This window comes from Hyphomicrobiales bacterium, assembly GCA_039989895.1.
Classification (GTDB): Bacteria; Pseudomonadota; Alphaproteobacteria; order Rhizobiales; family JACESI01; genus JACESI01.
Genome location: JBDXGY010000002.1, coordinates 287,454 through 312,497, shown reverse-complemented (window position 1 = coordinate 312,497; position 25,044 = coordinate 287,454). Strand labels below are relative to the sequence as shown.

Here is a 25,044-nt window from a genome sequence, read left to right as displayed (position 1 = left end):
CTCGAGCAAACTTAAACGATAGGCATAAATAAAATGACTGAAGAGGAAATGCTCGCTACCCGTATTCAGATCGGTCACCTGCGCCAGAAGCACCGCGATCTTGACGCTGCGATTGAAGCGCTAGAAGGCGCAAGCCGGTCTGATCCTTTAAGAGTTCAGCGACTGAAAAAACAAAAACTACACCTTAAAGATGAAATCGCTGCGCTCGAAGACAGTCTTTTTCCGGATATCAGCGCTTGAACGAGAACCATCAACCGTTATAGTCGCGCCTTTCATTTGACAATGAGCGGAATGTTCAGACCATGGCAAATAACGAAGCAAAAGTAGCAATCATCATGGGCAGCCAATCAGACTGGCCTACGATGCATCACGCAGCTGATATCCTTAATGAACTGAAGATTGGCTTTGAGGCAAAAATTATTTCTGCCCACCGCACACCAGACAGACTCTACGATTTTTCAAAAGGCGCCAGAGATGCAGGCTTTCATGTTGTGATTGCCGGTGCTGGTGGCGCGGCCCATCTGCCCGGCATGTGCGCAGCCATGACACCTTTGCCTGTGTTTGGCGTTCCCGTGCAATCAAAAGCGCTTTCAGGCAAAGATAGCCTTTTATCCATTGTACAAATGCCCGCAGGCGTTCCTGTCGGCACCCTAGCTATTGGCAAAGCGGGAGCAATCAATGCCGCCCTTCTGGCCGCCAGCGTTCTAGCCCTTCATGACAAAGACCTTGCAACGCGGCTTGATGCGTGGCGTGCGGCACAAAGTGACCGCGTTGCTGAAATCCCTGTTGATGACGATAAGGCGTAATCTATGAGCGATACGCAATTAAAACTAGGATCAACAATCGGCATTTTGGGCAGCGGACAATTGGGTCGTATGCTCGCTCTTGCAGCAAGCCCGCTTGGGTTTCGTTGCCATGTCTATTGCCCAACGACAGGACCGGCTTTTGATGTCTGCGTCGAAGGCATGACAGCAAAATATGAAGACAGGGCAGCCCTTGCAGAATTTGCAAAAGGCGTTGATGTCATCACCTATGAATTTGAAAACATCCCCATAGAGACCGTTGAGTTTCTATCGCAGTTTTGCCCAGTACGACCAAATCCTAATGCATTACAAGTCTCGCAAGACCGGTTGAGTGAGAAGAAATTCATACAAAGCTGCGGCGCGCGTGTTGCGCGGTTCGCGCCTGTTGATAACGCGGGCGACCTTGAAACAGCTCTTCAAGCATTCGGCGGCAATGGCGTCTTGAAAACCCGTAGGTTTGGTTATGATGGCAAAGGGCAAATTATGCTTCGCGCCGATAACCCTATCAATGCTAGTGACGCAATAGACCAACTCGGCAATGTCCCCCTCATCCTTGAAGAATTAATCGGCTTTAGCAAAGAAGTCTCCGTCATTGGCGTGCGTGGTATTGATGGGGCAACATGCAGCTTTGATGTTGCCGAAAATGTCCACGAAAATCACATCCTAAAAACCTCAACCGTCCCTGCGAGCATTCCTGTCAACACCAACACACAAGCGGGACAAATAGCAGAGAAAATTTTGAGCGCTCTTGATTATATTGGCGCCATGGGTGTGGAATTTTTTATTCTCGAAGAAGATGGGGAAACCCAACTTATCGTCAATGAAATAGCCCCAAGGGTCCATAATTCCGGTCACTGGACGATGGACGCCTGTGCCTATTCTCAGTTTGAATTACATGTCAGAGCCATTTGCGGCTGGCCATTACAACCAACAGACCGACACTCAAATGTCATTATGACCAACTTGATCGGCGACAATATCAACGAATGGCCCGATTATGCAGCTGCTAAAAATGCTCATTTTCACGATTATGCAAAGCATGACGCCCGCAAGGGCCGAAAAATGGGTCATGTCAACACATTAACTGCGCGCAATGAATTGTAAAAACTCTTAAAAGCGTTCTTTAGCGCTACAATTTATGCCTATTTAATTTTTCGCATTCAGAACATAAATCATCATAGACAAACAGAACTCTATCTGTTACCTAGCGCATACTTTATAGTGCAATAGGGCTATGAAGCCTTTTATGTTTGCACTCCAGCAATTAAAACAACACAAGTTAGGATATAAAGCGTGCAAGTACTGGTCCGCGATAATAACGTCGATCAAGCGCTCCGAGCGCTGAAGAAAAAGATGCAGCGCGAAGGCATCTTCCGCGAAATGAAACTTCGTAATTTTTACGAGAAACCTTCTGAAAAGAGGGCTCGTGAAAAAGCTGAAGCGATTCGCAGATCTCGCAAACTTGCGCGCAAAAAATTGCAGCGTGAGGGTGTATTGCCGAGCAAAGCGCCGCCGCGTCGATAATTATCAGTTGGCTTGTTCCAACTTTGATATTCAAAATCCCATTAAGGCTGAGAATGTGTTACTTAACAGTCGCATCTTAGCCTTTTTTTAATCTTGTACTTTCGCCATAATTAAATCTATTACATAAACCTATTGTGCGCGTACCTGTTTGAAAAGCAGCTCTGAAGATACAGGCAAGGTCAAAACAATGGCATCACTCATTAAACAAATTAAAAAAATCGGACTTGTATGGCTTTGTGCCGCGGCGCTTTCTGCATGCGCAGGCGCGAACTCATTTGTGGACCTAGAAGCCGTTGACCCTACAGCCGCTTCAAAAGGCAACATTGCCTCGCTCACAAAGGTGATCAAAGAAAATCCTCAGGATGCTGCCGCTTATAACACGCGCGGCTCAGCCTACGGCACAGCCGGACAACCCCGACTGGCTCTTGCAGATTTCAATAAAGCAATCGCCATTGATTCTAACTTTTATCAAGCTTATGGCAATCGCGCAGTTATACAAAAAGCCTCGGGAAATACTGAAGAAGCCATTGCCGATTACTCGAAAGCACTACAAATAAATAGTCAATATGATGCTGCTTATATTGGTCTTGGCAACATTTATAGAGAAAAAGGCAACTCACCAAAGGCACTAGAAAACTACAACAAAGCAATTACTCTCGGCACCACCGACCCACGCGCATTTCATAATCGCGGGCTTTTATATCAAATAAATAATCGTAACAGCGAAGCCATAGAAGATTTCACAACAGCCATTTCACTGGCACCGCGCGAAGCTGCGCCATGGAATGGTCGCGGGGCAAGCTACCTAGCAATAGGTAATACAAAATCTGCTTTGGTTGATTTTAATGAATCATTGCGCCGTGACAGTCAATCTTTCAGAGCCTGGACCAACAACGGTTTTGCTAACGAGAAAGTCGGAAATATAAAGAAGGCAAATCGTGCTTATCGAAATGCCCTGAAGTTGCAACCCAATCATGCCCCAGCATTACAAGGCCTAGCTCGGCTCGAAGCGAATAAAGGCAAAACTACCAAACCATCTCCAGATTGAAAATAAATCAACCTGACATTGGCTAGAGCAAAAAGATGGCCATAAGTACTAAAATCACAATAACAGCAACTGTGCCGTACTTACTCATCGCAAGAAAAAGATTATATGTCTTTTCATGCTCCTGATAATTCATTGCAGATTTTTTTCCAGCCATAACTTTATCCCTTATTCCTATCTTAATCTGGCTATACCCAATGCCCACGACAAGCGCAAGCAAGTAAATTTTATGCTCTGCCTATTGCCTACTCTAAAGAAAGAGACAGTTCACACAAGCGCCACCTCATCCAACGCCCGCACTTGGCGTTTTGTCAAACCATCAATATCAAAATTTTCAATCTGTTCATTGAAAAGTTGATAAAAATTCAACTTCGCCCGCATATGTAAAAACACACTGCCAAGCCCAATGGCAGCGCGATCCATAAAGACAAATTCTTGCGGGATAGTTACAGGACCATTTTCACGAAGGGCTTTGTGAACAGTGAAAGCCTGCTTGCGTCCATATTCACCCGGTTTCACACCATCGGCGATTTCGCGCACTCTGTCTTCCAGCATTGGCCCGTAGATAAACTTCGCCCATACGCTCATAATGTCAACCAGCTCCTTGGTCAGACCTTTGAAGCCCCATGTCTCAAAAGCATGAACAACCCTTGCTCGATCATCAGTGCGCAAACCATGATACAGGTCGATAACACCTTGAGCAAAACTTGGTGGAAAAATACGAATACAACCATAATCCAGAAGATTAATACCGCCTGGCTGACCATCTTTCTCAAAAACTGTATAATTTCCAAGATGCGGGTCACCATGAATGATGCCGACCTGACAAAACGGATGCCACCACGCCTTGAACATCGCTTCACAAAGCCGATTGCGATCACTTTCACTATGCTCTTTATATTCCAACATTTTGTGACCTTGTAACCACTGCATCGTCAAAAGACGGTCAGTTGATAAATCGGCATAATATTGAGGCACACGCACCAAAGGCTCATCGCCCAGGATATTGCCATAAAGCCGCATGTGCTTACCTTCACGAAAATATTCCAGCTCTTCGCGCACACGCGCACCAATTTCCTTGGCTATTTCACGCGTATCAATGGCTTTTTCCATGCGCCGATAAAGCGAAAGAATCAATTGCAGTTGGCCAAGATCAGCCTCCACAGCACTCGACATATCAGGATACTGTAACTTGCAAGCAAGCTTTTCACCCTCAAGACTGATCGCTTGATGCACCTGACCTAATGATGCGGCGGCGGCTGGCTCTTTATCAAAGGACGAAAAGCGGCTTTGCCAATTGGGGCCCATCTCCGAGCGCATTCGACGCTTGACAAACACCCGCCCCATGGGCGGCGCATCTGACTGTAACTGAGATAATTCGGCCGCATATTCTGCAGGCACAGCTTCCGGTATTGTCGCCACCAGCTGCGCGATTTTCATGATCGGGCCTTTAAGGTTACCAAGCGCAACCGCAAGCTCGGCTGCGTTTTTATCTTTATCTAAATCACCACCAAAAAGGCGATTGCCCGCCATTTTTATGGCAATGCCACCAACGCCCGTTCCCACCTTCGCATAGCGCGAAAGTCGTCCCCCTAAACGATTGTCTTCGCGTGAATAATCATCTTCCACCATAAATTGGCCTTACTGATAACAAGAGAAGATTTCGATCATGTAGACGCCGCATCAAGTGCTTCCAACTCATCAATAAACCCTTCAAGTAAAGACAACCCTTTTTGCCAAAAAGCAGGATCGCTCGCATCAAGACCAAAGGGTGCAAGAAGCTGTGAATGATGCTTTGTGCCGCCAGCTTTCAAAAGCTCAAAATATTTCTCTTGGAACCCTTCTTCAGCATCTTCATAAACCGCATAGAGCGAATTCACGAGACAGTCGCCAAACGCATAAGCGTAAACATAAAAGGGCGAATGAATGAAATGCGGGATATAGGTCCAAAAGGTCTCATATCCTTCGCCAAATTTAACAGCGTCCCCTAGACTTTCTCTCTGCACGCCCATCCATATTTCATTGATCTGATCAGAGGTCAGCTCCCCCTCTCGTCGCGCTGTGTGAATACGGCGCTCAAACGTATAAAACGCAATTTGCCGCACCACCGTATTGAGCATATCCTCGACTTTGGAGGCGAGCATGATTTTACGCTCAGCTGCATTTTCTTTTTGTGCAAGCAGCGCGCGGAAAGTCAACATTTCACCAAACACACTGGCCGTCTCCGCCAAGGTCAGCGGTGTCGGTGCCATGAGCGCCCCTTGAGGGCCGGCTAGCACCTGATGCACCCCATGGCCAAGTTCATGTGCCAAGGTCATCACATCGCGGGTTTTGCCTTGATAATTCATCAATACATAAGGATGAGCGCTCGGCACGGTCGGGTGTGAAAAGGCGCCAGGCGCCTTGCCTTCACGCACGGGTGCATCAATCCAGCCTTTATCAAAAAAATCTTTCGCAATATCGCGCATTTCATGGGAAAAACCGCCGTAAGCTGAAAGCACCGTATCGCGCGCCTCATCCCATGAAATTACAGAATGGTCTTCACGCGGCAAAGGCGCATTGCGGTCCCAGTGATTGAGTTTTTCCATCCCTAACCATTTGGCTTTCATCGCATAATAGCGGTGCGACAAGCGCGGATAGGCGTCTGAAACTGCCTTTTCTAATGCATCCACCACATCGCGCTCCACACGGTTTGCAAGATGCCGACTGTCCGCAACATCTTCAAAACCACGCCAGCGATCAGAAATTTCCTTATCTTTAGAAAGCGTATTTGTAATTAAGGTGAAAAGCCGAATATTCGCTTTAAATACCTTACCCAATGCATCAGCCGCTTTTTTACGGATCTCCCCATCAGGGCTGACCAATTTGTTCAACGTTTGCTCAAGCGCCAGTTCTTCACCATCAACATCAAAGCGAAGACCGGCCATTGTCTCATCAAACAGTCGATTAAAAGCACCGCGCCCTGTTATTGATTTCTCATGAAATAACTCTTCAATTTTCTCACTCAATTGATAAGGCTTATCAAGTCTCAAGTCTTCAAACCAAGGCCGGTAATGCGCAAGACCCGAATGAGTGAGCGCCGCCTCAATAAGCTCATCATCAATGATGTTGAGTTCAAGACCAAAGAATAAAAGATTAGAGCTGATAGCCGTAAGCTTTTCATTCATGTCGCCGTAAAACTTAGCAATTTCTGGATCGGTCGTATTACTCGCATATGAAAGACCGGCGAAAGAACCAATGCGCCCGAGCTTATCTTGTATTTCCTCAAAACTGCGCACAGCTGTTAAAAGCCCATCCGGGTCATTTTTTGCAAGACCAGAAAGCGCCCCGCGATAACTATTCGCAAAACTCTCAGCCCCCGCTGTTACCCCTTCGAGATCGCGTAAAATCGTATCAGAACCGATTGAATCATAAAGATCGCTTAAGTTCCATTCCGGCAGATCCCCAAGGGCATCCAAAGTACCAGCTCCTTGTGTTGGGGCTTTTGTAGCAGCAGCAATATTGAGGTAAAATTCAGTCACATACATCTCCGGTCAATAGATAAGATTCGATCATTCCACCCTTAATAGATAGGCGGCATTGGGCAATCTGGCAATCATCTTGATTATCATGTGCAGATCACCATTGTGTGTCGAAATGATGCGCCTTAGTTAACAATCCCTTTACCTCTTACCTGCACTCTGAATAGACGATTCGAGTGCGGTTTTCATCGCGTAGTAGAGTGCCGCTGCATGCGGCTAAGTGGTAGCAAAGGTGTTCCGCAACAATGAAGATTAACATTCTGATTGTCGATGATGATCCTGTACAACGTCGTCTTCTCGAAGCTGCAATCGAAAAATTTGGCTATCAATCAGTGAGCGCTGAAGGTGGCCAAGAAGCGCTTGATCTTTTAGATGAGCAAGATTTTTCCCTAATCATACTCGATCTCGTGATGCCAGACCTTGATGGCATGGCCGTTCTCGAGCGTCTTCGCAAAGCTAAATCAAATCTACCGGTTATAGTGCAAACCAGCCAAGGTGGTATTGACACAGTGGTCAGCGCTATGCGCGCAGGCGCCTATGACTTTGCAGTCAAACCTGTCTCTCCAGAGCGCCTTCACGTCTCCATACAAAACGCCCTCACCCGAAATACCCTTGAAAACGAATTACAGCGTGTCAAAAGATCTGTTTCAGGCGAGTTGACATTCAAAGATGTCATCACCAGCAGCCCGCGCATGCAAAAGGTAATTGACCTTGGCGAACGCGCTGCCCATTCCACAATTCCCATCTTGCTTGAAGGTGAATCAGGTGTTGGCAAGGAGATGATCGCACGCGCGATCCAAGGCACATCGAACCGCCGAGCCAAACCCTTTATCACGGTCAATTGTGGGGCGATTCCTGAAAATTTGGTTGAATCTATTTTGTTCGGCCATGAAAAAGGAGCTTTTACAGGTGCAACCGAGAAACAAATCGGTAAGTTTCAAGAAGCCGATGGCGGCACATTATTTCTCGATGAGATAGGCGAATTACCTCTCGATGTGCAGGTAAAACTTCTACGCGCTGTTCAAGAAGGTGAAGTTGATCCCGTTGGCGGCCGCAAACCTGTGAAGGTAGATATTCGCATCATATCAGCTACCAACCGCAGCCTGATTGATATGGTGAAAGAAGGCACATTTAGAGAAGACCTCTATTATCGACTGAATGTTTTTCCCATCACAATACCGGCGCTGCGAGATCACCGAGAAGATGTTCCACAACTCGCCTTCCATTTCACCGCGCGCTTTGCCGCAGAAGAAGGCAGACGTCACATAAAAGGCATCACGAAACACGCGCTTGATATGCTAGGTGCATTCAACTGGCCCGGCAACATCCGACAGCTGGAAAATGCCGTTTTCCGCGCAGTTGTACTTTGCGATGGCACTGAATTAACGCCCGCTGAATTTCCACAAATCACTTCAGCTATGAGTGAGCTTGGCTATAGCAAAACCCCAATGCCAACTTATTCCCCTACCCAGAATATGTGGCCTGAATTCAGCTCCGATGATCCCAATATTATCGGAGCAAACGAAGGGCAGCATGTTCCAAGTGAAACTGAGCTCGATGAAGCCATGCTGCTGATGGATCGAACAGATAATATTCGCACTCTAGAAGAGCTTGAAGCTGATATCATCAAGACCGCTTATAACCATTACAATGGTCAAATGTCAGAAATTGCCCGCCGCCTCGGTATTGGTCGCTCTACGCTTTATCGCAAGATGCGAGAATATAATATTGGTGAGAACGACGAAAATGCGGCATAGGCCGCAATGCGTTATTATCACAAGCAATAAGAGTAATTGTAACAACTGCGTCAGAATACAGACAAAGCCAAATTTAAACACCATGAATTTACGTTTTCGCGGTAAACCATGAAACATAATCGCAACACATCAAGATTATCAACCTCACAGCATAAGCTAATATCTTGCAGTATTCTTAAAAATCTGGCTTAACAATGCCAAATAATTTTACAGGTAAAAATTATGAATTCGCGCTCTAAATTCATCCTCAGCACTGCAGTAGCGCTTGCTTGGTCAACGCTTGGCATAGCAAATGAAATTCAATTTGCTGACAAAAATGGCACAATCAAAACTCAGATTCAGGCACAAACCTCTGAAACAGATCAGATCACAACCGCATCTCTGGCAACCCCGCTGCCTTCAGTAACCAAAGTTTTTGGACCAAAACGGCCAGCCCCAAAAACGCAAGATCATTCTATAAACCGTGATGAAGAACCTGATTCATCCCTTGCCGAGAACCAACAAAAACCTAATAATCCATTTGTGTATGGCCCACAGAAAGAGCCTCAAACAGCGCAAGAAGCTCCTGCAGGGTTGGACGCTCCAGCAACCAATGAACTAGCAGAAGCGCCTATTGTCAAAACACCAGTTTCAAATCTGGAACTATCTAAAGCGATTGAAGAAGCTGTCGGCCAAAAAATAACATCAAAAATCAAACTTGAGCGCAAAGATATCGCAGCAGTCAATGGATATTACACTGACCACAGCTTTGAGCCGCTATGGATTAATGAAGGCGCGCTAACTCCACAAGCAAAGTCCTTGATGCAACACCTTTCTAAAGCTGGTGAAGACGGTCTGGACTCTCGTGATTATGCTGTTGAAACGCCCCTCGACACAAAAGATGCTGCCACTTTAGCTTCTTTTGAAATTTCTTTGAGCAAAGCTCTCCTGCATTACGCCCGTGATGCGCAAGCGGGTCGGGTCGTGCCGAGTTCTCTTAGCCGCGATTTCAAGCTGCGTCCTGTTTACCCTGATCCAAGTGCGGTTATGTTAAAATTAGCGACCAGCACAGACAAAGTGACTGCAATCGCAAGCTATAACCCAACCCATGATGGCTATAAAGCGCTACGACAAGAACTGATTAAACTGAGCTCACTAAATGAAGTGAGCGATAATGTCATCGTTCCTTCAGGTGAACCAATGTATGAAGGTTTCCGTGGCGAGCGCGTCAAAGCCCTGCGTGAGAGACTGAATATTCCGGTTCTTGCCGATGAAGAGTCTGAACATTTTGACGCAACAGTCAAAAGAGCCGTCAAAGCCTTTCAGACAGAAAATAATCTAATTGCAGACGGTATCACGGGCCCTAAAACACTGCGTGCCATGAACGGTGCACAACTTAACCGTATCCCTGATATTATAGCCAATATGGAGCGCTGGCGCTGGATGCCGCGCGATCTTGGTGAGCTACATGTTGTGGCAAATGTGCCCTCTTACAATGTAACCATCATGAAAAACGGTGAGAAAATTCATCGCACCCGTACCGTTGTTGGCAAAACCAAACACAAGACGCCAATTTTTTCTGATGAGATGGAGTTTGTCGTCGTTAACCCCTATTGGAATGTACCCTATTCCATTGCCTCAAAAGAACTTCTGCCAAATATCCGCGCTAACCCTGGCTATGTGCGCAGCAGAAATTATGAAATCTTGTCTGGCGGGCGCGTCATCAATCCAACATCTGTGAATTGGAATGAAAACAGTTTCAAACGTCTCCGCATTCGCCAGCGCCCCGGTGGCCGCAATGCGCTAGGTAACGTCAAATTTCTATTCCCAAATGACTACGCAATCTACTTTCATGACACCCCATCAAAAAGTCTGTTTCAGCGGGCAAGTCGTGCTTTCAGCCATGGTTGCGTGCGAATTCACAACCCATTCGAGTTTGGCGACGTGCTCTTGAAACAATCCAAAGGATGGAAAAACGGGTCTTTGAAAAAAATGGTTGGCGGCAAAGAAAAATGGATAAAGCTCAAAAAAGATGAGCGTATTCCAGTCCACATCACTTATTTCACTGCTGTTTCCGATGCTGGTGGTGATATCTCATACAAATCGGATGTTTACGGTCATAACACGCGCCTAAAACGTGCTTTAGGGCTCATTTAAACGCGCCCAAAACTCCTATTAGGTAAAGCAACCCATGGGCTACATTAACTTTGTGTAAACCTAGTTGCTTGAAATCTATATTCTCGCCTTATTACATACACAGTTCCTCCACATAAAGACTGGAAATAAGATGTCTTTTTTGGTAGGATAATATTAAGGCTAAATAGCGATACTGAAATAGTCAGTCATTTTGTTATGTGCTTAGTATTAGGTGTCGGGATAACGCGTTGAAAAATAATATGATATCATTCATGAGCCGTTTTTCTATGAATCCATTTCATTTTTGTGGCAAAGCAATACGGAAAGCAGCTCACGTAGCACTTGTTTCCGTGATTAGTGCTGCTTTCATCATTGCGCCTTTTCCACAATCAGGACCAACCGAAGCTCATGCTGGCAGAGGTGACCGCACCTTGTGGCTACATTTCACCCATACAGGTGAAGAAAAGAAAATTACATTCCGCCGCAACGGAAAATACGACCCTGCAGGCATCAAAGCACTACAGTGGATCGTTCGTGACTGGCGTCGCAATGAAGCGACCAAAATGGACCCTCGCCTTTTTGACCTAGTCTGGTCTATTTATCAGGAAGCAGGTGCAACAAAGGCCATCCGTGTCGTCTCTGGATTTCGCTCAAAGAAAACTAATGATAAACTTCGCCGTCGCTCGCGCGGTGTTGCTAAAACCAGCCAACATACGGCTGGACGCGCAATGGATTTCTATATTCCCGGCGTCCCTGTTAAAAGACTGCGTGAAATTGGTTTAAAAATGCAGGTCGGCGGTGTTGGATATTATCCAGGTTCCAAAACACCTTTCGTTCACATGGATACTGGCAACGTACGTCATTGGCCGCGCATGACACCTAAACAAGTGGCAAGGCTCTTCCCAGACGGCAAAACGCTCCATAAGGACACAAGAGGTCGCCACGCCAAAGGATATGCTGCAGCACTGAATGACTATAAAAAGCGTCAAACAAAAGTTATTCAGCCGCTTTCAAAATCCAAACGCACACGTATTGCGTCTAATGAAAAGAAACAAAAGAAAAATGGCGGCCTTTTGGCTGGACTATTTAATGGTAATAAAAAGCCTAAAAAGCCAAAAGTTATCGCTTCATCAGTTGCAAAGCCAACTGTTACCAAAACCAGACCAGCCGTTGCCGCAGCAAGCAAAGCGTCAGCTATAACACCGACAATTATATCCAATAAACCCGCCCAACCGGATACGACACCAATACCATCGCGTATTGGCCGACCTGATCCTGTGGTGCCTGATCCTGTGGTGGTTGCACAAATACCAGCGCCCCGCGCTGTACCAAGTGAACTACGCGAACAATTTGCACCAGCGCAATCAATTGTTATTGCCGAAGCGCCATCGCCTATCGTTCGCCCAGCAAGCACACAGGACGTGCCGGTCGCAGATCAACCACAAGTTATCGTAGCAAAAGCAAATATCCCTCCGGAAAGCTTACCTCGCCCCCGCGCGATTGACACAACAAAAACCGCAGCTCTTACACGCAAAGATTTTGATGTTCCAACCCCACAAGTCGTCAAAAATCGCCTTGCAAATACGCCTGATCCAACACGCTTGGTATTGAACGATAAACTTACAAACCCAGTTGAATCAGCCCCGACATCAAGGTCGAACACAACGCTGGCCTACGCTAATGAAACGACGCCAGAAGATAATCTGCCACAACTTGATGCAAGAGAATTCAATAGTCGCTTTGGTCAAGTTCAAGCAAAAAATTCAGACGTGAATCAGGTCCCAACAAAGGTCATCAAAGATCTAACAGCATCTGAGCGCTTCGCAGCATTGGAAATACAGGAAGAAAAATCAACATTTTCTTTGGACGATATTGGCATCAAGTCGAATGAACGCAAACTAGCATTACGCAAGTCGCTTGGCTTTTTGAAAAGTGACGACGTGACAACAAATAATCAACCGGTTGAAGTTGCCTCTATTGAGCCTAATACGCCGCCAATCGTATCATCAGCCCTCGCTGATGCAGCAATCAGAAAAACGCCTCAATTGCAAAAACAAGCGGTTACAAACAAATCCGCATCCAAACCAAAACAAAAAGCCCGCTCACTCACTAATGCAACAGGAGCTTTTGCATTTGATGGAGAACGCAAACAAGTTGTCAGGACATTGCTAACAGACGCATCTATGTTTGATGTGACGGTCGGAAATTTGGAGCTACCAAAACCGAACCATATGCCAAGTCTCTTTGTACAGCCTATCCGTGCCTTCGCCGGTTCATTCTCAACAGCAAATATAAGAGTAGAGACAAACGGCTTCACGGGTGATGCAATCACAATCACACCTACATTGGATTTTGAACGCGCATCAAAAGTACGCCTTGGCTGGTTATCTCGCTAGTATAAAATCAAGCCAAATGCGCTTGGGCATATATTAAGCCCTGCGCTTTTCCCTTAGGTTTAGCTCAAAATTTTGACTGAAAATTATTTTCTATTTTATGGAGCTTAATAGCTCGGCTATTCGTCATCCATTGAGGATGGAACCATACCGAGAGCTGCCATATAGAGATCAAGTATTGCTTCTTGTTCCTGACGCTCGGCTGCTTCAACTTTTCGCAAGCTGACAACTTTGCGTAGTATCTTGGTATCAAAGCCATTGGCTTTCGCCTCGGCATAGACTTCCTTAATGTCCTCGGCAATCGTCTTCTTTTCTTCTTCAAGCCGCTCAACGCGCTCAACAATCGTTCGTAGTTGATCGCCCGCAACACCGCCAATATCTGACATCACTCACCTCATCACAAAACACCAATAAGCATGTGAGGTGCCAGAAGACAGATTGCGGGTCAAGCAGCTATTCACCACACACCCTTAATGCTGTGGAGGATTCTTGCTAAATGCCGCTTTTTGCTCGTCACTTGCTTCGGTCTGATATTTATCACGCCATTGACTGTAGGGCATACCGTAAACGATTTCGCGAGCCTCATCCTTAGAAAGAGTAATACCAACGCTCTCCGCCGCCTCACCATACCAACGAGACAAACAGTTGCGGCAAAACCCGCTCAAGTTCATCATATCAATATTTTGTACATCAGTGCGTTCTTGCAAATGATCCCGCAAACGCCTGAACGCGGCAGCCTCAAGTTCAGTGCGGGTTTTATCATCAATATTACTCATAAGTTGCACCTGTTCTCTAGTTTGGTCTCATCTCAACTTTAGCCATCTTGTTTAAGGTGTAACCTTAGCAAGAACAGCCCCTATTCTGAAAGGGCAAAATTGGAAAATATCCAATGACATTCCATAATTATAATAGCTGCTCCCTATCAGAGAGGGTGCTTGGCTATAACTAGTTACTATGGTGCATCACTTATGTTAAAGTGGAACAAATGGCGGGTATGGCCTCATCAACGTTGACAAGGCGGCGGCATCAAAGCATTAGAATCCCAACAGTATCGAAAACAATTCTTTCGGCTCATGAAAAAAATAACTTGCACTTTCTTATCTTTCTGCCAATACACCACAATGGTGATTGCAGCTGCACTCGGCATGACAGCTTTTTCATTCGACGAAGCTAGAGCCGACTTGAGGCTTTGCAATAAGACAGATAGTAAGATTAGTGTAGCTATTGGCTACAAAGGCGAAGAAGGATGGCGAACCGAAGGCTGGTGGAATTTCACACCAGGTGTAGGCGCCAATTCATGCAAAGTGTTGTTAGCAGGCCCACTGCGCTCCCGCTTTTATTATGTCTATGCCTTAGACATAACCAACGGTGGAGAATGGGGCGGCGAAGCAAAGCTTTGCACACACAAAAAAGAATTTACTATTGATGGGATCAAAGAATGCATCCCACGTGGTTATGAACAAACAGGCTTTTTTGAAGTCGATACAGGCAAGCAGGAAATCTGGACAATCCAGTTGACTGACCCAGACAAAGACGGGAAATAAAATGAGACGTGAACGCAAGGTCAAGATTATAGCAACACTTGGACCCGCGTCTTCTTCATCGGAAAGACTCCGTGAATTGTTTGATGCCGGTGTTGATACATTTCGTATCAATATGAGCCATTCCAGCCATGACATGCTCAATGAACTTGTCGCCAAAATCAGAACTGTCGAAACGCAGTGCAAGCGCCCCATCGGTATACTTGCTGACTTGCAAGGCCCCAAGTTGCGCCTTGCAAAATTTGCGGATGAGAAAATTAAGCTGAAGGTCGGAGATGAATTCGTTCTCGATAGCACTGATACTCCAGGCGATAAATCACGCGTTTATCTACCGCATCAAGAAATTTTTGCAGCCGTAGAAGAAGGCCATGCACTCTTGCTTGATGACGGTAAGGTGCGGCTACGCTGTTTGAGTAATGACGGCAAACGAATTGTCACGAAAGTCGAAGTTGGCATCGCCTTATCAAGCAGAAAAGGTATCTCATTGCCAGACACCGAACTGCCCGTTGGTGCTTTGACCGAAAAAGACTTGAACGACCTCAATGCTGCCCTTGCTGCGAAAGTGGACTGGATTGCGCTTTCCTTTGTACAGCGCCCTGAAGATATCGCTGAAGCCCGCAAAATAGCGCGTGGTCGCGTGGGTATAATGACCAAGGTTGAAAAACCACAGGCCGTTAAACGCCTTACCGAAATTATCGAATTATCAGACGCCATCATGGTAGCACGTGGTGACCTTGGCGTTGAAATGCCTCTCGAGTCGGTGCCCGGCATTCAAAAACGTATGGTTCGCGCAGCGCGACGAGCCGGCAAACCTGTTGTTGTCGCAACGCAAATGCTTGAATCCATGATTACAGCACCCGTACCAACACGCGCTGAAATTTCCGACGTTGCAACAGCTGTCTTTGAAGGTGCTGACGCTGTCATGCTTTCGGCTGAATCCGCTATGGGTGATTTTCCTGTAGAGGCAGTGCAAACTATGGACCGCGTTGCTAAGCAAGTCGAGAAAGATGCTAATTACGAAACCACCGTTCATGCCCAACGCGCCGAGCCAGAAGCAACGGGTGCTGATGCCATTTCAGCAGCAGCCCGCCAAATTGCAAATACCCTTAATCTTGCGGCTATTTGTTGTTTCACCTCATCTGGCTCCACCGGTCTGCGCGCCTCTCGTGAACGCCCATCAACGCCTATCATTGCGTTATCACCCATTCCAGAAACCGCCCGTCGTCTCGCCCTTGTATGGGGCTTGCACTGTGTGATCAGCGAAGAAGCACAAAATCTCGATGACATGGTTGACAAAGCTTGCAGCGTTGCTCTCAGTGAGGGTCTTGCGCGAGTTGGGCAACGCGTGATTATTTCAGCCGGTGTTCCGCTTGGCACACCAGGAGCAACAAACATGCTGCGTGTTGCCTTTGTCGGCGCTGACGGAATGGCTGCTATATAAGCGATAACTTCAAGAGTGCTCTTCTAATTCAAGAGCATTCTCGTTTTGATCGGCGCACACCTGCTTTGCTAGCAAGAGTATTTCTTCAACAAAAACATCCGGTGCCGCATGGTGCGGCATATGGCCTGTATTCTTTAAATCAATACGTTTGATATGAGCCACCGCTTTCTGCAGGCCATCAGAATGAACCCACGGTAAAACCACTTGATCCTTATCATTGGTGATCAGTGTCACGGGCGCCTTCACCTCTGCGTAGCGCGGAGACAATAAGACTACAAAATCGCGTAATCGCGCTATATCACAAGCATTAGCGATAAATCTGCTTGGTACCAAAACCATACCAGCACCCACATCATCATAATAATAGTTTGGCACCTTGTTAGGCCAAAATACTTTTTGTGTTGCGCACATAAGCTGGCGTTCACCAATTGGAATACTAAATAGATGGGCAAACACACGTCCAATCACTGGTAAGGCTGTAATATTATAATACCAATTAATCCCCCCTGGCCAAGGATGACTAACTGGAGCGTTTAATACCAGAGCACTCACGCGGGCTGGGAACATAATTCCCAAAGTCATCGCAAGAACAGCACTCCATGAATGCCCTACAAAAATGGCCCGCTCCACACCAAGCCCATCAAGAAAACTCAAAATGTGGCGCGCTTGTAGAAGCGGTGTCGAAAAATCACCTTTTCCGCGTTCACTCCAGCCATGTCCCGGGCGGTCAATAAAAATTTGCCGCACCTTACCATCAAGCCGCTCACCAAAAGCAAAATAGGGGTCACGCAAATTACCGCTAGCACCGTGCAAAAAAACGACAACAGGAGCATCTACGTTCGCTGCAGGTTTATCGACATAATGCACCGATAAATCATTTGTTTTTTGAAACTGACCAAGAGGTGGAAAGAGAGTATTGATCTCTCTCGCGCGGCGGCGGCTATAAAGCACCAACATCACGAGAAAGGCAGCGAACACCACCAATGGAATAAGAAAATATATCAAAACCAAATAATCCGATTATCAGACGCCACACACTAAATGCCGCTACCATTCACTTTTTTCTCAAGCTCTTTAATCACATCATTTATCTGAGTCATAGAAGGATTGATTTCAAGGGCTTCTTTGAAAGCAAAGAGCGCTTGTTCATCATTCCCAAGTTCACGCAGCATCGTAGCAAGACCAGCCAACGCATTATATTGGCGAGGTTCCAGCTCTAATGTGCGCTCGACATCAGCTATGGAGAGGCCAAATTTTTTCTGCATAAAATATACCGTTGCTCGCCTATTCCAGCCTTCAACAAAATCTGGTTTAAGCCGAATAATATTATCTAGATAATCGAGGGCTTTGCCAAATTGACGATTTTCCATCGCGACATTTGCCCAATTAAGCAACAGATCAATCGTGTCACTTCCTGACATCTGCCATATGCGCTCAATTTCCACTTGCGCCCGCCCCGCTAATGTTGGGTTCTCTGTCACCTTCAAAATCTCAAACAATTGCGCCAGACGTTCATCACGCTCTGCACTCAAACTTGGCAATGAATTATTGCGTGCCGCCCGTTGCGCCTCTTCTGCCGCGCGCGCATTCGATTCAAGCTCCTCACGCAAGCGTTGGCGTTCTTCAGCTTCCTCAAGCGGTGATACTCCATCAGGCAACAAAATAGGGTCATCAATCTGCGAGCGTGCATCTGGCTGAAGCTCATGGTGCTCCGGCGGCTCGATAAAGAGATCAAAAGGCTCAACAGGCTGATGATCAGCCAATGCTGAGATGGCCATTACTGAAAAGACAGCTGCTAATAGAAATTTAGATGGATAAATTTTCAACATATTGAAATCGTAGCCGCCTCACTCGTTGGGTCAAGCAAACTTTTAATTTCAATTGATCACAAATCAGCCAACGCACAAATAAAAGGCCTGAACCGTTAGGAACAGACCTTTATATAATAATATCATGGGATGCTTATCCCAATAAACAAACTCAAGACTAAATCCAGATAAGGATTAGCCTTGGCGTGCTTTAAACCTGCGGTTCGTCTTGTTGATGACGTAAAGGCGGCCTTTACGGCGCACAATCCGATTTTCCCGGTGACGACCCCGCAACGATTTCAGAGAATTTCTAACTTTCATAACGCTGCGTCCATTCGTTTTTATTAATTTGCCAACTATTCAATCAGGTCACGTTTATCTTACGCATGGTGGGCGTAACTGGGATTGAACCAGTGACCCCTTCGATGTCAACGAAGTGCTCTCCCGCTGAGCTATACGCCCATTCCATGTGCGATCATTGCCCGTCGAAGTCGTCGAGACAATCGTGTTTGTGGCGTATACCCCCAAAGCCACAATGAATCAAGGCAATACCCGTAATCAATTGGATATTTTTAGTGCAATGCCACAGTCAATGGATCGCAAAACTTCCATAATTCTCGTTTTAGTTTCAAAAATCAGAAAGAAGCCATTCAAGATACCGCAATTCTTGCGCTAGCATTGAGCCGCGTAAAGCTTCAAGCGCATGTTAAATACGCCCCTTGCCGTTGCCGGCTTCAACTTATCATATACGGTGAGAAAGTGTCTGCGGTTCTCCGGCGCCAAAATCAACTTCCAAGGCTGAGCATTCAAAAAAGCTTCCAATGTATCGCGCTGAATCCCCCGCGCTCGAAAAGCTAAAATAGCAGGCTCAAATTGATGATTCGAGAAGAATTCCAACGCATTTTTAAGTGGTATCCCTGTTATATGAGAAAAAACACAGACGATCTTGTTGAAGTCCCCCTCCTCAATAATGGATAGAAAGTCACGCTCACTTAGTTTTTTATTTGGCTTTCCTTGTCGTAATTTCTGAGTTATCGCCCTTAGATCATCCAAGCTTGGATGCATTTGTTTTTTTCTAGTCTGCCGCTCAATCTTATCATCCAAAATGGCAGCCAGATGCATCAACCCACCGGACATCAAAAAAGGCCTTGCCGCTTCACCGGCATCAATGACTATTTTACGCAAAATATATTCAGGAATATCAGAGCGCGACAAAAGAGTAACGAGAATAATCTCACTGTTTTTTACATAGCCGCTCAACTGATGAAACGTCTTCGGTGAAATCTTCGCGCCGGTATTTTCAACCAACGATACCCATACTGTTTCATCACCATATTTCACCAGTTCAGACGAGACTTTGGCACTTAGGTTTTCACGAGTGGAGATCGCAATCATATGTCCAAATCCGCGAATACGAATAACAACCAAAAGGTCATTATCTGTCAAAACGGGTGAATGGGTCAGTACGGCCTCAGCAATTTCAATCGGCTCAAGAGCCAAATAACGCACAACTTTAATCGGCACAACATCGCAAACTGCTATTTGATCTGCTATTTCAATTTTCTTTGAGGTATCCAGACTTTGCAAAAGGCGCGCAAGTATATCGCCTAATAGCTCACCATCGTTATCGCTATAATTTTGATGTTCATCCAAACAAAATTTCATAACTAAATCAAAAAGCAAGCTATCTCGCTCGCCTTTGTCTTCTATTTTCTTTAAAGCTTCGATTTGCTGAATACTGTGCTCACAGAACATACCAACAGGACCATCATAGTTAAAAAAATATAAGGTTGTATATAAATAAATTACACGTATAAAGTGTATATTGTAAATAATAATGAACCGTAAATTCGCCGTTGAACTTAAGGCAGCCGCAAGCAGCAAGACATGCTTCAGAGGCGAAAAAGCAACCCGAGCAAGCCAACAAAGCATTAAATCAGAATAACGGAAGAGCCATTTTCAAAAAAGGAACAGCATCATTTAACGCTATAACCAAAAGTAGTCAGCGCTTGAAAGTTATAAAATAAATGAGGGGCTTTACGTTAAGCAGCCATCAGTTTTTCAACTTCATCAACCAGTTCGCGCAAATGGAAAGGCTTAGAGAGCACTTTGGCATCTTTTGGTGCGTTGGAATCTGGATTGAGAGCAACTGCGGCAAAACCAGTGATAAACATGACCTTCAAATCAGGATCAAGCTCTGTTGCCCGGCGGGCCAGCTCGATGCCGTCCATTTCAGGCATAACAATATCTGTAAGAAGCAGAGTAAAAGGCTCCTCACAAAGGCGTTCATAGGCACTTTTACCATTATCAAATGATAAAACATCATAGCCAGCGTTCTCAAGCGCCTTCGTTAAGAAGCGGCGCATATCGTTATCATCTTCAGCCAGCAAAATGCGTGATATCATAGTTATCTCTTTATCATCCAAATTTATAATTTAATCACTTTGTCAGCTGAGCGTAAATATCGGGTGAATAAGTGCAAGTTATGGCAAATAAATATCCGCGAGGGTAAATTAGCCTCACACCCAGTTAGCACAATTTGACATTAAACCATTTTAACTATCCAATATACAAAGCTAATAATACAATAAACACTAATATATCAAGGCAATCAGTCTGCTATGGTAAAGGACGTAGATCTTCTGGAAATGAGCCCTTTCAAGGTCATAAGACCCCTGCAACAAAGCTTGCCCTTTATTTTCAACTCACCACATTCTGGCAGACATTACCCACAAGCCTTTCTTGATAGCGCTCGCCTTGACCCAAAGACAATTCGCCGCTCGGAAGATTTATTTGTCGATGAACTTTTTTCATGCATGCCTGACAAAGGCGCACCGCTATTTCATGCCTGCTTCCCCCGCGCTTATCTAGACGTCAATCGCGAGCCTTATGAACTTGATCCAAAAATGTTCAAAGGAAGCCTGCCCTCTTATGCAAATATCCGTTCCATCCGCGTCGCAGGTGGGTTGGGTACAATCGCACGTGTGGTCGCCGAAGCTCAGGAAATTTACCGCCACCCCATACCTGTAGAAGAAGCCCTTCATCGCATTGAGACACTCTATAAACCTTACCACACGCAGTTGCGAAAGCTGGTTGCCCAAACCTATCAGCAGTTTCAAAATGCCTTTCTGATTGATTGCCACTCAATGCCATCAGGCGATAATCGCGGCAACAAAGATGTGCGCCCCGATTTTGTGCTTGGTGACCGCTATGGCACAAGCTGCACTACTGAACTCACAGATATAATTGCAGCAAGTTTGAGCGATCTTGGTTACACCGTGAACCGCAATAAGCCCTATGCAGGTGGTTTTATCACGGAGCATTATGGCCGCCCGAACACAGGCCTTCATGCACTCCAAATCGAAATAAACCGTGGCCTTTATACCAATGAAGCCGAACTCACGAAGAACGATCATTTTACAATTTTGAAAAATGACTTGAACACGGTATTCCAGCAAGCATTCGATATGGTAGAATCATTTGATATTAAATCGGACGACCGCTCGCCGCTCGCCGCAGAATAAGCAAAGCGAAATGATCCCTTTAAAGTTCCTCGACACATTAGCCGATGCCGCCTCCGCTGCTATCATGCCGCATTTTCGTGCGCTCAATCATATTGAGAACAAATACAAGGTAGGCTTCGATCCGGTAACTATTGCGGACAAGGAAGGTGAGGCCGCAATGCGCGCCCTGATCGAACAACATTATCCAGACCATGGTATTTTAGGCGAAGAATTTGATGACAAAACAGCCGATGCTGAAAGCGTGTGGATATTGGACCCGATAGACGGCACCAGATCCTTTATCGCAGGCGTGCCAGTCTGGGGCATATTAATCGGCCATAAAATAAACCAAAAAGCCAGTATGGGCATGATGTGCCAGCCCTTCACCAATGAACGGTTTTCCGGTGATAGCCAAACTGCATGGCACCAACTCGGCAAAGATGCTGGAACAAAGAAGCCCATAAAGACCCGCGCCTGCTCACAGCTTGCACAAGCTACCATGTTCACGACATCACCAGACCTTTTCAAAGCCGATGAACTCCAAGCCTATAAGGCTGTTGAAGATCAGGTACGCCTCGCCCGCTATGGCATAGATTGCTATGCCTATTGCATGGTGGCAAGTGGGCACGCGGATCTTGTCATCGAATCAGGCCTCAATGCTTATGATATCGCCGCTCTCATACCCATTATTGAGGGGGCTGGTGGGCGCGTCACAACATGGGATGGTGGCAATCCTGTTTTCGGTGGCTCTATCATCGCCAGCGGCGACCCTGCCCTTCATGACAGCGCATTAGAAATTTTAAACCAGGCCTAATCTTCAGAATAGTCACCTGGAATAAATGCATCAAACGCTGCCCAAAATTGTTCGCGCAGTTCATCACGCTCCAGCATGATTTCATGACGCGCATTGCGAATAACAATATGATGACCAGCACGCATTTTGGGAGTAATTTTTTCAATCGACGGTGTCGAGACAATTTGGTCAGAACCAGATGCAATAATCAACATTGGCACATCAATCGCGCGGATAAACTTAAATTTGAGAACCCTTTTCATGCTACGACAGGCAGAATTAGTCCACGAATTTGTCGCCGATCCGATACCAAGCTCTGGATGGGCTGCAAGCAATTCGTTAAATCGATCAAAACGCGTTTCATCGGAAGTTATCAAATTACCTTTGAACGGATAAATGATCTCATCGCTTCCGCCATAAACATAAGATCTGCCAAGCCCGAAAAGACGCGCAAGCCCAGTCACAATTCGAGTGGATCGTTGTGAAATCACCTTGTTACTTATAACATTGCGGCCAGGACGAATCCAATGAAACCCTAAGAGCATACGAGGCGCGAGATGCAACATGGGAGCCGTTAATATCATCCGATCGAAAAACCGCGACACCCCCCCTTTTGCCTGTGAAAATAGAACATGCCCACCCATGGAATGGCCCAAGGCAAAATAAGGCCGAGGGCAATGAGCCGACACAAATTTCAACAAAAAGGCGTCAAGATCGCGCTTATAGTGATTAAAATGGCGGATATGGCCACGAAAAGGTTTTTTCAACAAGCGGTCCGAAAGTCCCTGTCCACGCCAATCAAAAGTAGCCACAACAAAACCACGCCGGCGTAGATCCTCGATAACCTCATAATATTTTTCAATAAACTCAGTACGCCCATTAATAAGGCACACCGTGCCGCGTGGTTTATCGGCAATATCCATACCTCCGGTCGGGTGCCAAAACGCGGCGCGCAAGTGCACACCATCGCGTGTTGTGACCCATTGCACATGAGCATCATCAGGCACGCTATTATTAGGTGTTGATTTGAGTTCCGGTTTTTCCATCAGGCATTTGTCACAGGATAAAATAATTATCCAAACAAATGCAGGAAAAGTAACAAGACTGCAAGGGTGAACTTAACAACCTGCAGCCTTGCTGAACGGACAGTTGGAGGCAAGCAAACCATCCATCGTCTAATCCAGCAAACAACTCCTATAAAACGGGTAAAAAGAGCCTATGCTGGCTTAGAATTCAGTATCTAGTGATACCGAATTACATGACCATCAATAATACGGGCGTTATATGCATTCACCTTATACTCACCCAAATAGCCTCTACGGTTATCCGCGATCAATTTTACGACGCTATGACCGCGCTTAATAAAGTGAATATTATAAAGGCCTTGGGCGCGTAGATAGTGGCGAAGTTTTTTGTTGGATAGCGCGTGATGCTTCTTGATATAAATGGGCTTATGCACGTGATTTTTTTTAGAAACATATGCTTTTTTGTGCACTTTTTTCCCAATATGGGCCTTCTTATGCTTCGTCGATTTATGAACAACGCTTTTTTTCTTCACCTTTTTATGGGCAAAACTTTTCTTCTCATTCTTATGGGAAAAGCTTTTTTTCTTAACCCCGCCTTGAGCAAAGCCTTTGCGTTTTAATCGGTTTTGATTGAAGCCTTTACGCTTTGCACCGTGAAAACCAGTGCCTTTATGCTTAACTGTGTGAACACCAAATTTCGCATTCGCAGCATTTGCAGAAGATTGAAATGAAATCGAAGCCGCAATAACGCTGAGTGCAGTACCAGCAGCAATAAGAATTTTCTTGAACATTAAATTTTCCTCTTCATCCTTTGCCGCGCCTCAGCCAGCTTTATTTCAATGATCACAAACTACAACCAACGCACTGAATACCATCCAAACCAGATATTCATATTTCATTCACAAATTCATAAGCTAATAAAAATTAGCTTTTTCAATAAGTTACCTTCATAAAAAATTCTTGAAGTCCTAATTTTGAATACACATATATAGAATGTAGCCGCCAATCGGGGCTATGCAAAAGCAATCCGCATGCCCATCAGGGATGCATTCATTGCTTTAAATTTAAATCAGTCGCTTATGAAAGGACTCATACATGAATCATGTTGATTATACCCCCCTATACCGCACATCTGTTGGCTTCGATCGCCTCTTCTCTTTGTTAGATAATGTCACAACAGAGACGAACGCGAATGCTTACCCTCCATATAATATCGAACGCACCAGTGATGATACCTATCGCATCACTATGGCAGTCGCGGGTTTTGCCGAGACGGATCTCGATATTGAAACCAAAGATACGGTTTTAACCGTCAAGGGTGGCAAGGCAGAAGATAGCCGTGAGAATGTAGAAATTTTGCACCAAGGCATCGCCGCGCGCGCATTTGAGCGCCGTTTTCAGCTCGCAGACCACGTTGAAGTTAAAAATGCGGCACTGGAACATGGTCTGTTACACATCGATCTCGTGCGTGAAGTGCCAGAAGCCATGAAACCGCGCAAGGTCGCGATCGCAACCAATGGTACGACGCAGAAAAAAATTGAAGGCACGAAAATAAACTAACACTCTGTGCCCTGCCTTTTAAAATGAACCCGGCCTGTCAATTGGCCGGGTTTTCATATAAAAACCAACCAACTACGCTTGCACTTCACAAATAAATCTGGCAGATTGCAGCCAGATTTAGGTCAGCAATGCTGACTGAGTTTGAAATTTGTCCTTTGTCAATGCAGGCTTCATCCGCTATGCATCTCTAGGGCACACGCTTAAAGCGTGATCAA

At 45.7% G+C, this 25,044-nt stretch carries 25 protein-coding genes and 1 tRNA gene; 13 read left to right on the top strand and 13 right to left on the bottom strand.

Going from position 1 to position 25,044, the window contains the following annotated elements; translation table 11 throughout:
* Positions 1 to 33 precede the first annotated feature (33 nt).
* The 5 genes from ABJ081_02255 (at position 34) to ABJ081_02235 (ending at position 3,375) form a co-directional block, all read left to right on the top strand.
* Positions 34 to 240: a DUF465 domain-containing protein gene (locus tag ABJ081_02255; GenBank protein MEP6355488.1), complete on the top strand. Its 207-nt coding sequence runs from the start codon at positions 34 to 36 to the stop codon at positions 238 to 240.
* A 62-nt stretch (positions 241 to 302) separates the two neighbouring features.
* On the top strand, positions 303 to 806 hold the full coding sequence (gene purE, locus ABJ081_02250; GenBank protein ID MEP6355487.1) for a 5-(carboxyamino)imidazole ribonucleotide mutase: 504 nt from the start codon (positions 303 to 305) through the stop codon (positions 804 to 806).
* Positions 807 to 809: 3 nt separating this feature from the next.
* Positions 810 to 1,907, top strand: coding sequence for a 5-(carboxyamino)imidazole ribonucleotide synthase (locus ABJ081_02245; protein ID MEP6355486.1), 1,098 nt, complete (start codon positions 810 to 812; stop codon positions 1,905 to 1,907).
* 189 nt (positions 1,908 to 2,096) lie between these two features.
* Complete coding sequence (gene rpsU / locus ABJ081_02240) at positions 2,097 to 2,327, top strand: 30S ribosomal protein S21 (GenBank protein MEP6355485.1); 231 nt, start codon at positions 2,097 to 2,099, stop codon at positions 2,325 to 2,327.
* 187 nt (positions 2,328 to 2,514) lie between these two features.
* Positions 2,515 to 3,375, top strand: coding sequence for a tetratricopeptide repeat protein (locus ABJ081_02235; GenBank protein ID MEP6355484.1), 861 nt, complete (start codon positions 2,515 to 2,517; stop codon positions 3,373 to 3,375).
* A 22-nt stretch (positions 3,376 to 3,397) separates the two neighbouring features.
* Here the strand turns inward: ABJ081_02235 and ABJ081_02230 are convergent, their stop codons facing one another.
* From ABJ081_02230 to ABJ081_02220, 3 genes are all read right to left on the bottom strand, one after another.
* Positions 3,398 to 3,529 carry an aa3-type cytochrome c oxidase subunit IV gene (locus ABJ081_02230; protein MEP6355483.1) on the bottom strand — a complete coding sequence of 44 codons (132 nt, stop codon included), beginning with the start codon at positions 3,527 to 3,529 and terminating at the stop codon, positions 3,398 to 3,400.
* A 110-nt stretch (positions 3,530 to 3,639) separates the two neighbouring features.
* Positions 3,640 to 5,004, bottom strand: a complete 1,365-nt coding sequence (locus ABJ081_02225) for an AarF/UbiB family protein (GenBank protein MEP6355482.1) — start codon at positions 5,002 to 5,004, stop codon at positions 3,640 to 3,642.
* Between the two features lie 35 nt (positions 5,005 to 5,039).
* Complete coding sequence (locus ABJ081_02220) at positions 5,040 to 6,872, bottom strand: M3 family oligoendopeptidase (protein ID MEP6355481.1); 1,833 nt, start codon at positions 6,870 to 6,872, stop codon at positions 5,040 to 5,042.
* A 266-nt stretch (positions 6,873 to 7,138) separates the two neighbouring features.
* On the opposite strand from ABJ081_02220, the gene ABJ081_02215 reads away from it, so the two are divergent.
* The 3 genes from ABJ081_02215 to ABJ081_02205 all read left to right on the top strand — a co-directional run bounded on the left by ABJ081_02215 (position 7,139) and on the right by ABJ081_02205 (position 13,161).
* Entirely contained in the window at positions 7,139 to 8,650 is a 1,512-nt protein-coding gene (locus ABJ081_02215) for a sigma-54 dependent transcriptional regulator (protein ID MEP6355480.1), read from the top strand.
* A 222-nt stretch (positions 8,651 to 8,872) separates the two neighbouring features.
* Entirely contained in the window at positions 8,873 to 10,786 is a 1,914-nt protein-coding gene (locus ABJ081_02210; GenBank protein ID MEP6355479.1) for a L,D-transpeptidase family protein, read from the top strand.
* Positions 10,787 to 11,037: 251 nt separating this feature from the next.
* Positions 11,038 to 13,161 carry a DUF882 domain-containing protein gene (locus tag ABJ081_02205; GenBank protein ID MEP6355478.1) on the top strand — a complete coding sequence of 708 codons (2,124 nt, stop codon included), beginning with the start codon at positions 11,038 to 11,040 and terminating at the stop codon, positions 13,159 to 13,161.
* Positions 13,162 to 13,277: 116 nt separating this feature from the next.
* Here the strand turns inward: ABJ081_02205 and ABJ081_02200 are convergent, their stop codons facing one another.
* Positions 13,278 to 13,544, bottom strand: coding sequence for a DUF2312 domain-containing protein (locus ABJ081_02200; protein MEP6355477.1), 267 nt, complete (start codon positions 13,542 to 13,544; stop codon positions 13,278 to 13,280).
* Positions 13,545 to 13,628: 84 nt separating this feature from the next.
* Positions 13,629 to 13,934: a DUF1244 domain-containing protein gene (locus tag ABJ081_02195; GenBank protein MEP6355476.1), complete on the bottom strand. Its 306-nt coding sequence runs from the start codon at positions 13,932 to 13,934 to the stop codon at positions 13,629 to 13,631.
* A 345-nt stretch (positions 13,935 to 14,279) separates the two neighbouring features.
* Here ABJ081_02195 and ABJ081_02190 point away from each other — a divergent pair, with 345 nt between their 5' ends.
* Positions 14,280 to 14,702, top strand: coding sequence for a DUF1036 domain-containing protein (locus ABJ081_02190; protein ID MEP6355475.1), 423 nt, complete (start codon positions 14,280 to 14,282; stop codon positions 14,700 to 14,702).
* Position 14,703: 1 nt separating this feature from the next.
* Complete coding sequence (gene pyk / locus ABJ081_02185; protein ID MEP6355474.1) at positions 14,704 to 16,140, top strand: pyruvate kinase; 1,437 nt, start codon at positions 14,704 to 14,706, stop codon at positions 16,138 to 16,140.
* Between the two features lie 9 nt (positions 16,141 to 16,149).
* Here the strand turns inward: pyk and ABJ081_02180 are convergent, their stop codons facing one another.
* The 6 genes from ABJ081_02180 to ABJ081_02155 form a co-directional block, all read right to left on the bottom strand.
* Positions 16,150 to 17,145: an alpha/beta hydrolase gene (locus ABJ081_02180; protein ID MEP6355473.1), complete on the bottom strand. Its 996-nt coding sequence runs from the start codon at positions 17,143 to 17,145 to the stop codon at positions 16,150 to 16,152.
* A 32-nt stretch (positions 17,146 to 17,177) separates the two neighbouring features.
* Positions 17,178 to 17,969: a tetratricopeptide repeat protein gene (locus ABJ081_02175; GenBank protein MEP6355472.1), complete on the bottom strand. Its 792-nt coding sequence runs from the start codon at positions 17,967 to 17,969 to the stop codon at positions 17,178 to 17,180.
* A 174-nt stretch (positions 17,970 to 18,143) separates the two neighbouring features.
* Positions 18,144 to 18,269 (bottom strand): type B 50S ribosomal protein L36, encoded by a 126-nt coding sequence (gene ykgO, locus ABJ081_02170; protein MEP6355471.1) that lies wholly within the window; start codon positions 18,267 to 18,269, stop codon positions 18,144 to 18,146.
* 66 nt (positions 18,270 to 18,335) lie between these two features.
* Positions 18,336 to 18,410: transfer RNA gene (locus ABJ081_02165), tRNA-Val, on the bottom strand.
* A 210-nt stretch (positions 18,411 to 18,620) separates the two neighbouring features.
* A complete protein-coding gene (locus ABJ081_02160; protein MEP6355470.1) occupies positions 18,621 to 19,613 on the bottom strand; it encodes a DUF2336 domain-containing protein in 993 nt (330 codons plus the stop codon).
* A gap of 377 nt (positions 19,614 to 19,990) precedes the next feature.
* A complete protein-coding gene (locus ABJ081_02155; GenBank protein MEP6355469.1) occupies positions 19,991 to 20,353 on the bottom strand; it encodes a response regulator in 363 nt (120 codons plus the stop codon).
* 216 nt (positions 20,354 to 20,569) lie between these two features.
* On the opposite strand from ABJ081_02155, the gene ABJ081_02150 reads away from it, so the two are divergent.
* Together ABJ081_02150 and hisN are read left to right on the top strand one after the other, a co-directional pair.
* The gene (locus tag ABJ081_02150) at positions 20,570 to 21,472 is read left to right on the top strand and encodes an N-formylglutamate amidohydrolase (protein MEP6355468.1); all 903 of its coding nucleotides are present in this window, start codon (positions 20,570 to 20,572) and stop codon (positions 21,470 to 21,472) included.
* A 10-nt stretch (positions 21,473 to 21,482) separates the two neighbouring features.
* Positions 21,483 to 22,265, top strand: coding sequence for a histidinol-phosphatase (gene hisN / locus ABJ081_02145; GenBank protein MEP6355467.1), 783 nt, complete (start codon positions 21,483 to 21,485; stop codon positions 22,263 to 22,265).
* Here the strand turns inward: hisN and ABJ081_02140 are convergent.
* Complete coding sequence (locus tag ABJ081_02140; GenBank protein ID MEP6355466.1) at positions 22,262 to 23,290, bottom strand: alpha/beta hydrolase; 1,029 nt, start codon at positions 23,288 to 23,290, stop codon at positions 22,262 to 22,264. The two genes, hisN and ABJ081_02140, sit on opposite strands and share 4 nt — an antisense overlap.
* A gap of 194 nt (positions 23,291 to 23,484) precedes the next feature.
* Positions 23,485 to 24,060 carry a hypothetical protein gene (locus tag ABJ081_02135; protein ID MEP6355465.1) on the bottom strand — a complete coding sequence of 192 codons (576 nt, stop codon included), beginning with the start codon at positions 24,058 to 24,060 and terminating at the stop codon, positions 23,485 to 23,487.
* Positions 24,061 to 24,364: 304 nt separating this feature from the next.
* Here ABJ081_02135 and ABJ081_02130 point away from each other — a divergent pair, with 304 nt between their 5' ends.
* On the top strand, positions 24,365 to 24,829 hold the full coding sequence (locus tag ABJ081_02130; GenBank protein ID MEP6355464.1) for an Hsp20 family protein: 465 nt from the start codon (positions 24,365 to 24,367) through the stop codon (positions 24,827 to 24,829).
* Positions 24,830 to 25,044: the final 215 nt, after the last annotated feature.

Excerpts from the sequence above, each read along its gene's own strand:
- ABJ081_02160 (MEP6355470.1), bottom strand. The coding sequence starts at position 19,613 with ATGAAATTTTGTTTGGATGAACATCAAAATTATAGCGATAACGATGGT.
- ABJ081_02200 (MEP6355477.1), bottom strand. The coding sequence starts at position 13,544 with ATGTCAGATATTGGCGGTGTTGCGGGCGATCAACTACGAACGATTGTT.
- ABJ081_02155 (MEP6355469.1), bottom strand. The coding sequence starts at position 20,353 with ATGATATCACGCATTTTGCTGGCTGAAGATGATAACGATATGCGCCGC.
- ABJ081_02150 (MEP6355468.1), top strand. The coding sequence starts at position 20,570 with ATGGTAAAGGACGTAGATCTTCTGGAAATGAGCCCTTTCAAGGTCATA.
- ykgO (MEP6355471.1), bottom strand. The coding sequence starts at position 18,269 with ATGAAAGTTAGAAATTCTCTGAAATCGTTGCGGGGTCGTCACCGGGAA.
- ABJ081_02195 (MEP6355476.1), bottom strand. The coding sequence starts at position 13,934 with ATGAGTAATATTGATGATAAAACCCGCACTGAACTTGAGGCTGCCGCG.
- ABJ081_02235 (MEP6355484.1), top strand. The coding sequence starts at position 2,515 with ATGGCATCACTCATTAAACAAATTAAAAAAATCGGACTTGTATGGCTT.
- ABJ081_02140 (MEP6355466.1), bottom strand. The coding sequence starts at position 23,290 with ATGGAAAAACCGGAACTCAAATCAACACCTAATAATAGCGTGCCTGAT.
- ABJ081_02255 (MEP6355488.1), top strand. The coding sequence starts at position 34 with ATGACTGAAGAGGAAATGCTCGCTACCCGTATTCAGATCGGTCACCTG.
- hisN (MEP6355467.1), top strand. The coding sequence starts at position 21,483 with ATGATCCCTTTAAAGTTCCTCGACACATTAGCCGATGCCGCCTCCGCT.
- ABJ081_02225 (MEP6355482.1), bottom strand. The coding sequence starts at position 5,004 with ATGGTGGAAGATGATTATTCACGCGAAGACAATCGTTTAGGGGGACGA.
- pyk (MEP6355474.1), top strand. The coding sequence starts at position 14,704 with ATGAGACGTGAACGCAAGGTCAAGATTATAGCAACACTTGGACCCGCG.
- ABJ081_02245 (MEP6355486.1), top strand. The coding sequence starts at position 810 with ATGAGCGATACGCAATTAAAACTAGGATCAACAATCGGCATTTTGGGC.
- ABJ081_02135 (MEP6355465.1), bottom strand. The coding sequence starts at position 24,060 with ATGTTCAAGAAAATTCTTATTGCTGCTGGTACTGCACTCAGCGTTATT.
- ABJ081_02230 (MEP6355483.1), bottom strand. The coding sequence starts at position 3,529 with ATGGCTGGAAAAAAATCTGCAATGAATTATCAGGAGCATGAAAAGACA.
- ABJ081_02215 (MEP6355480.1), top strand. The coding sequence starts at position 7,139 with ATGAAGATTAACATTCTGATTGTCGATGATGATCCTGTACAACGTCGT.
- ABJ081_02210 (MEP6355479.1), top strand. The coding sequence starts at position 8,873 with ATGAATTCGCGCTCTAAATTCATCCTCAGCACTGCAGTAGCGCTTGCT.
- ABJ081_02130 (MEP6355464.1), top strand. The coding sequence starts at position 24,365 with ATGAATCATGTTGATTATACCCCCCTATACCGCACATCTGTTGGCTTC.
- purE (MEP6355487.1), top strand. The coding sequence starts at position 303 with ATGGCAAATAACGAAGCAAAAGTAGCAATCATCATGGGCAGCCAATCA.
- ABJ081_02190 (MEP6355475.1), top strand. The coding sequence starts at position 14,280 with ATGGTGATTGCAGCTGCACTCGGCATGACAGCTTTTTCATTCGACGAA.
- ABJ081_02205 (MEP6355478.1), top strand. The coding sequence starts at position 11,038 with ATGAGCCGTTTTTCTATGAATCCATTTCATTTTTGTGGCAAAGCAATA.
- ABJ081_02175 (MEP6355472.1), bottom strand. The coding sequence starts at position 17,969 with ATGTTGAAAATTTATCCATCTAAATTTCTATTAGCAGCTGTCTTTTCA.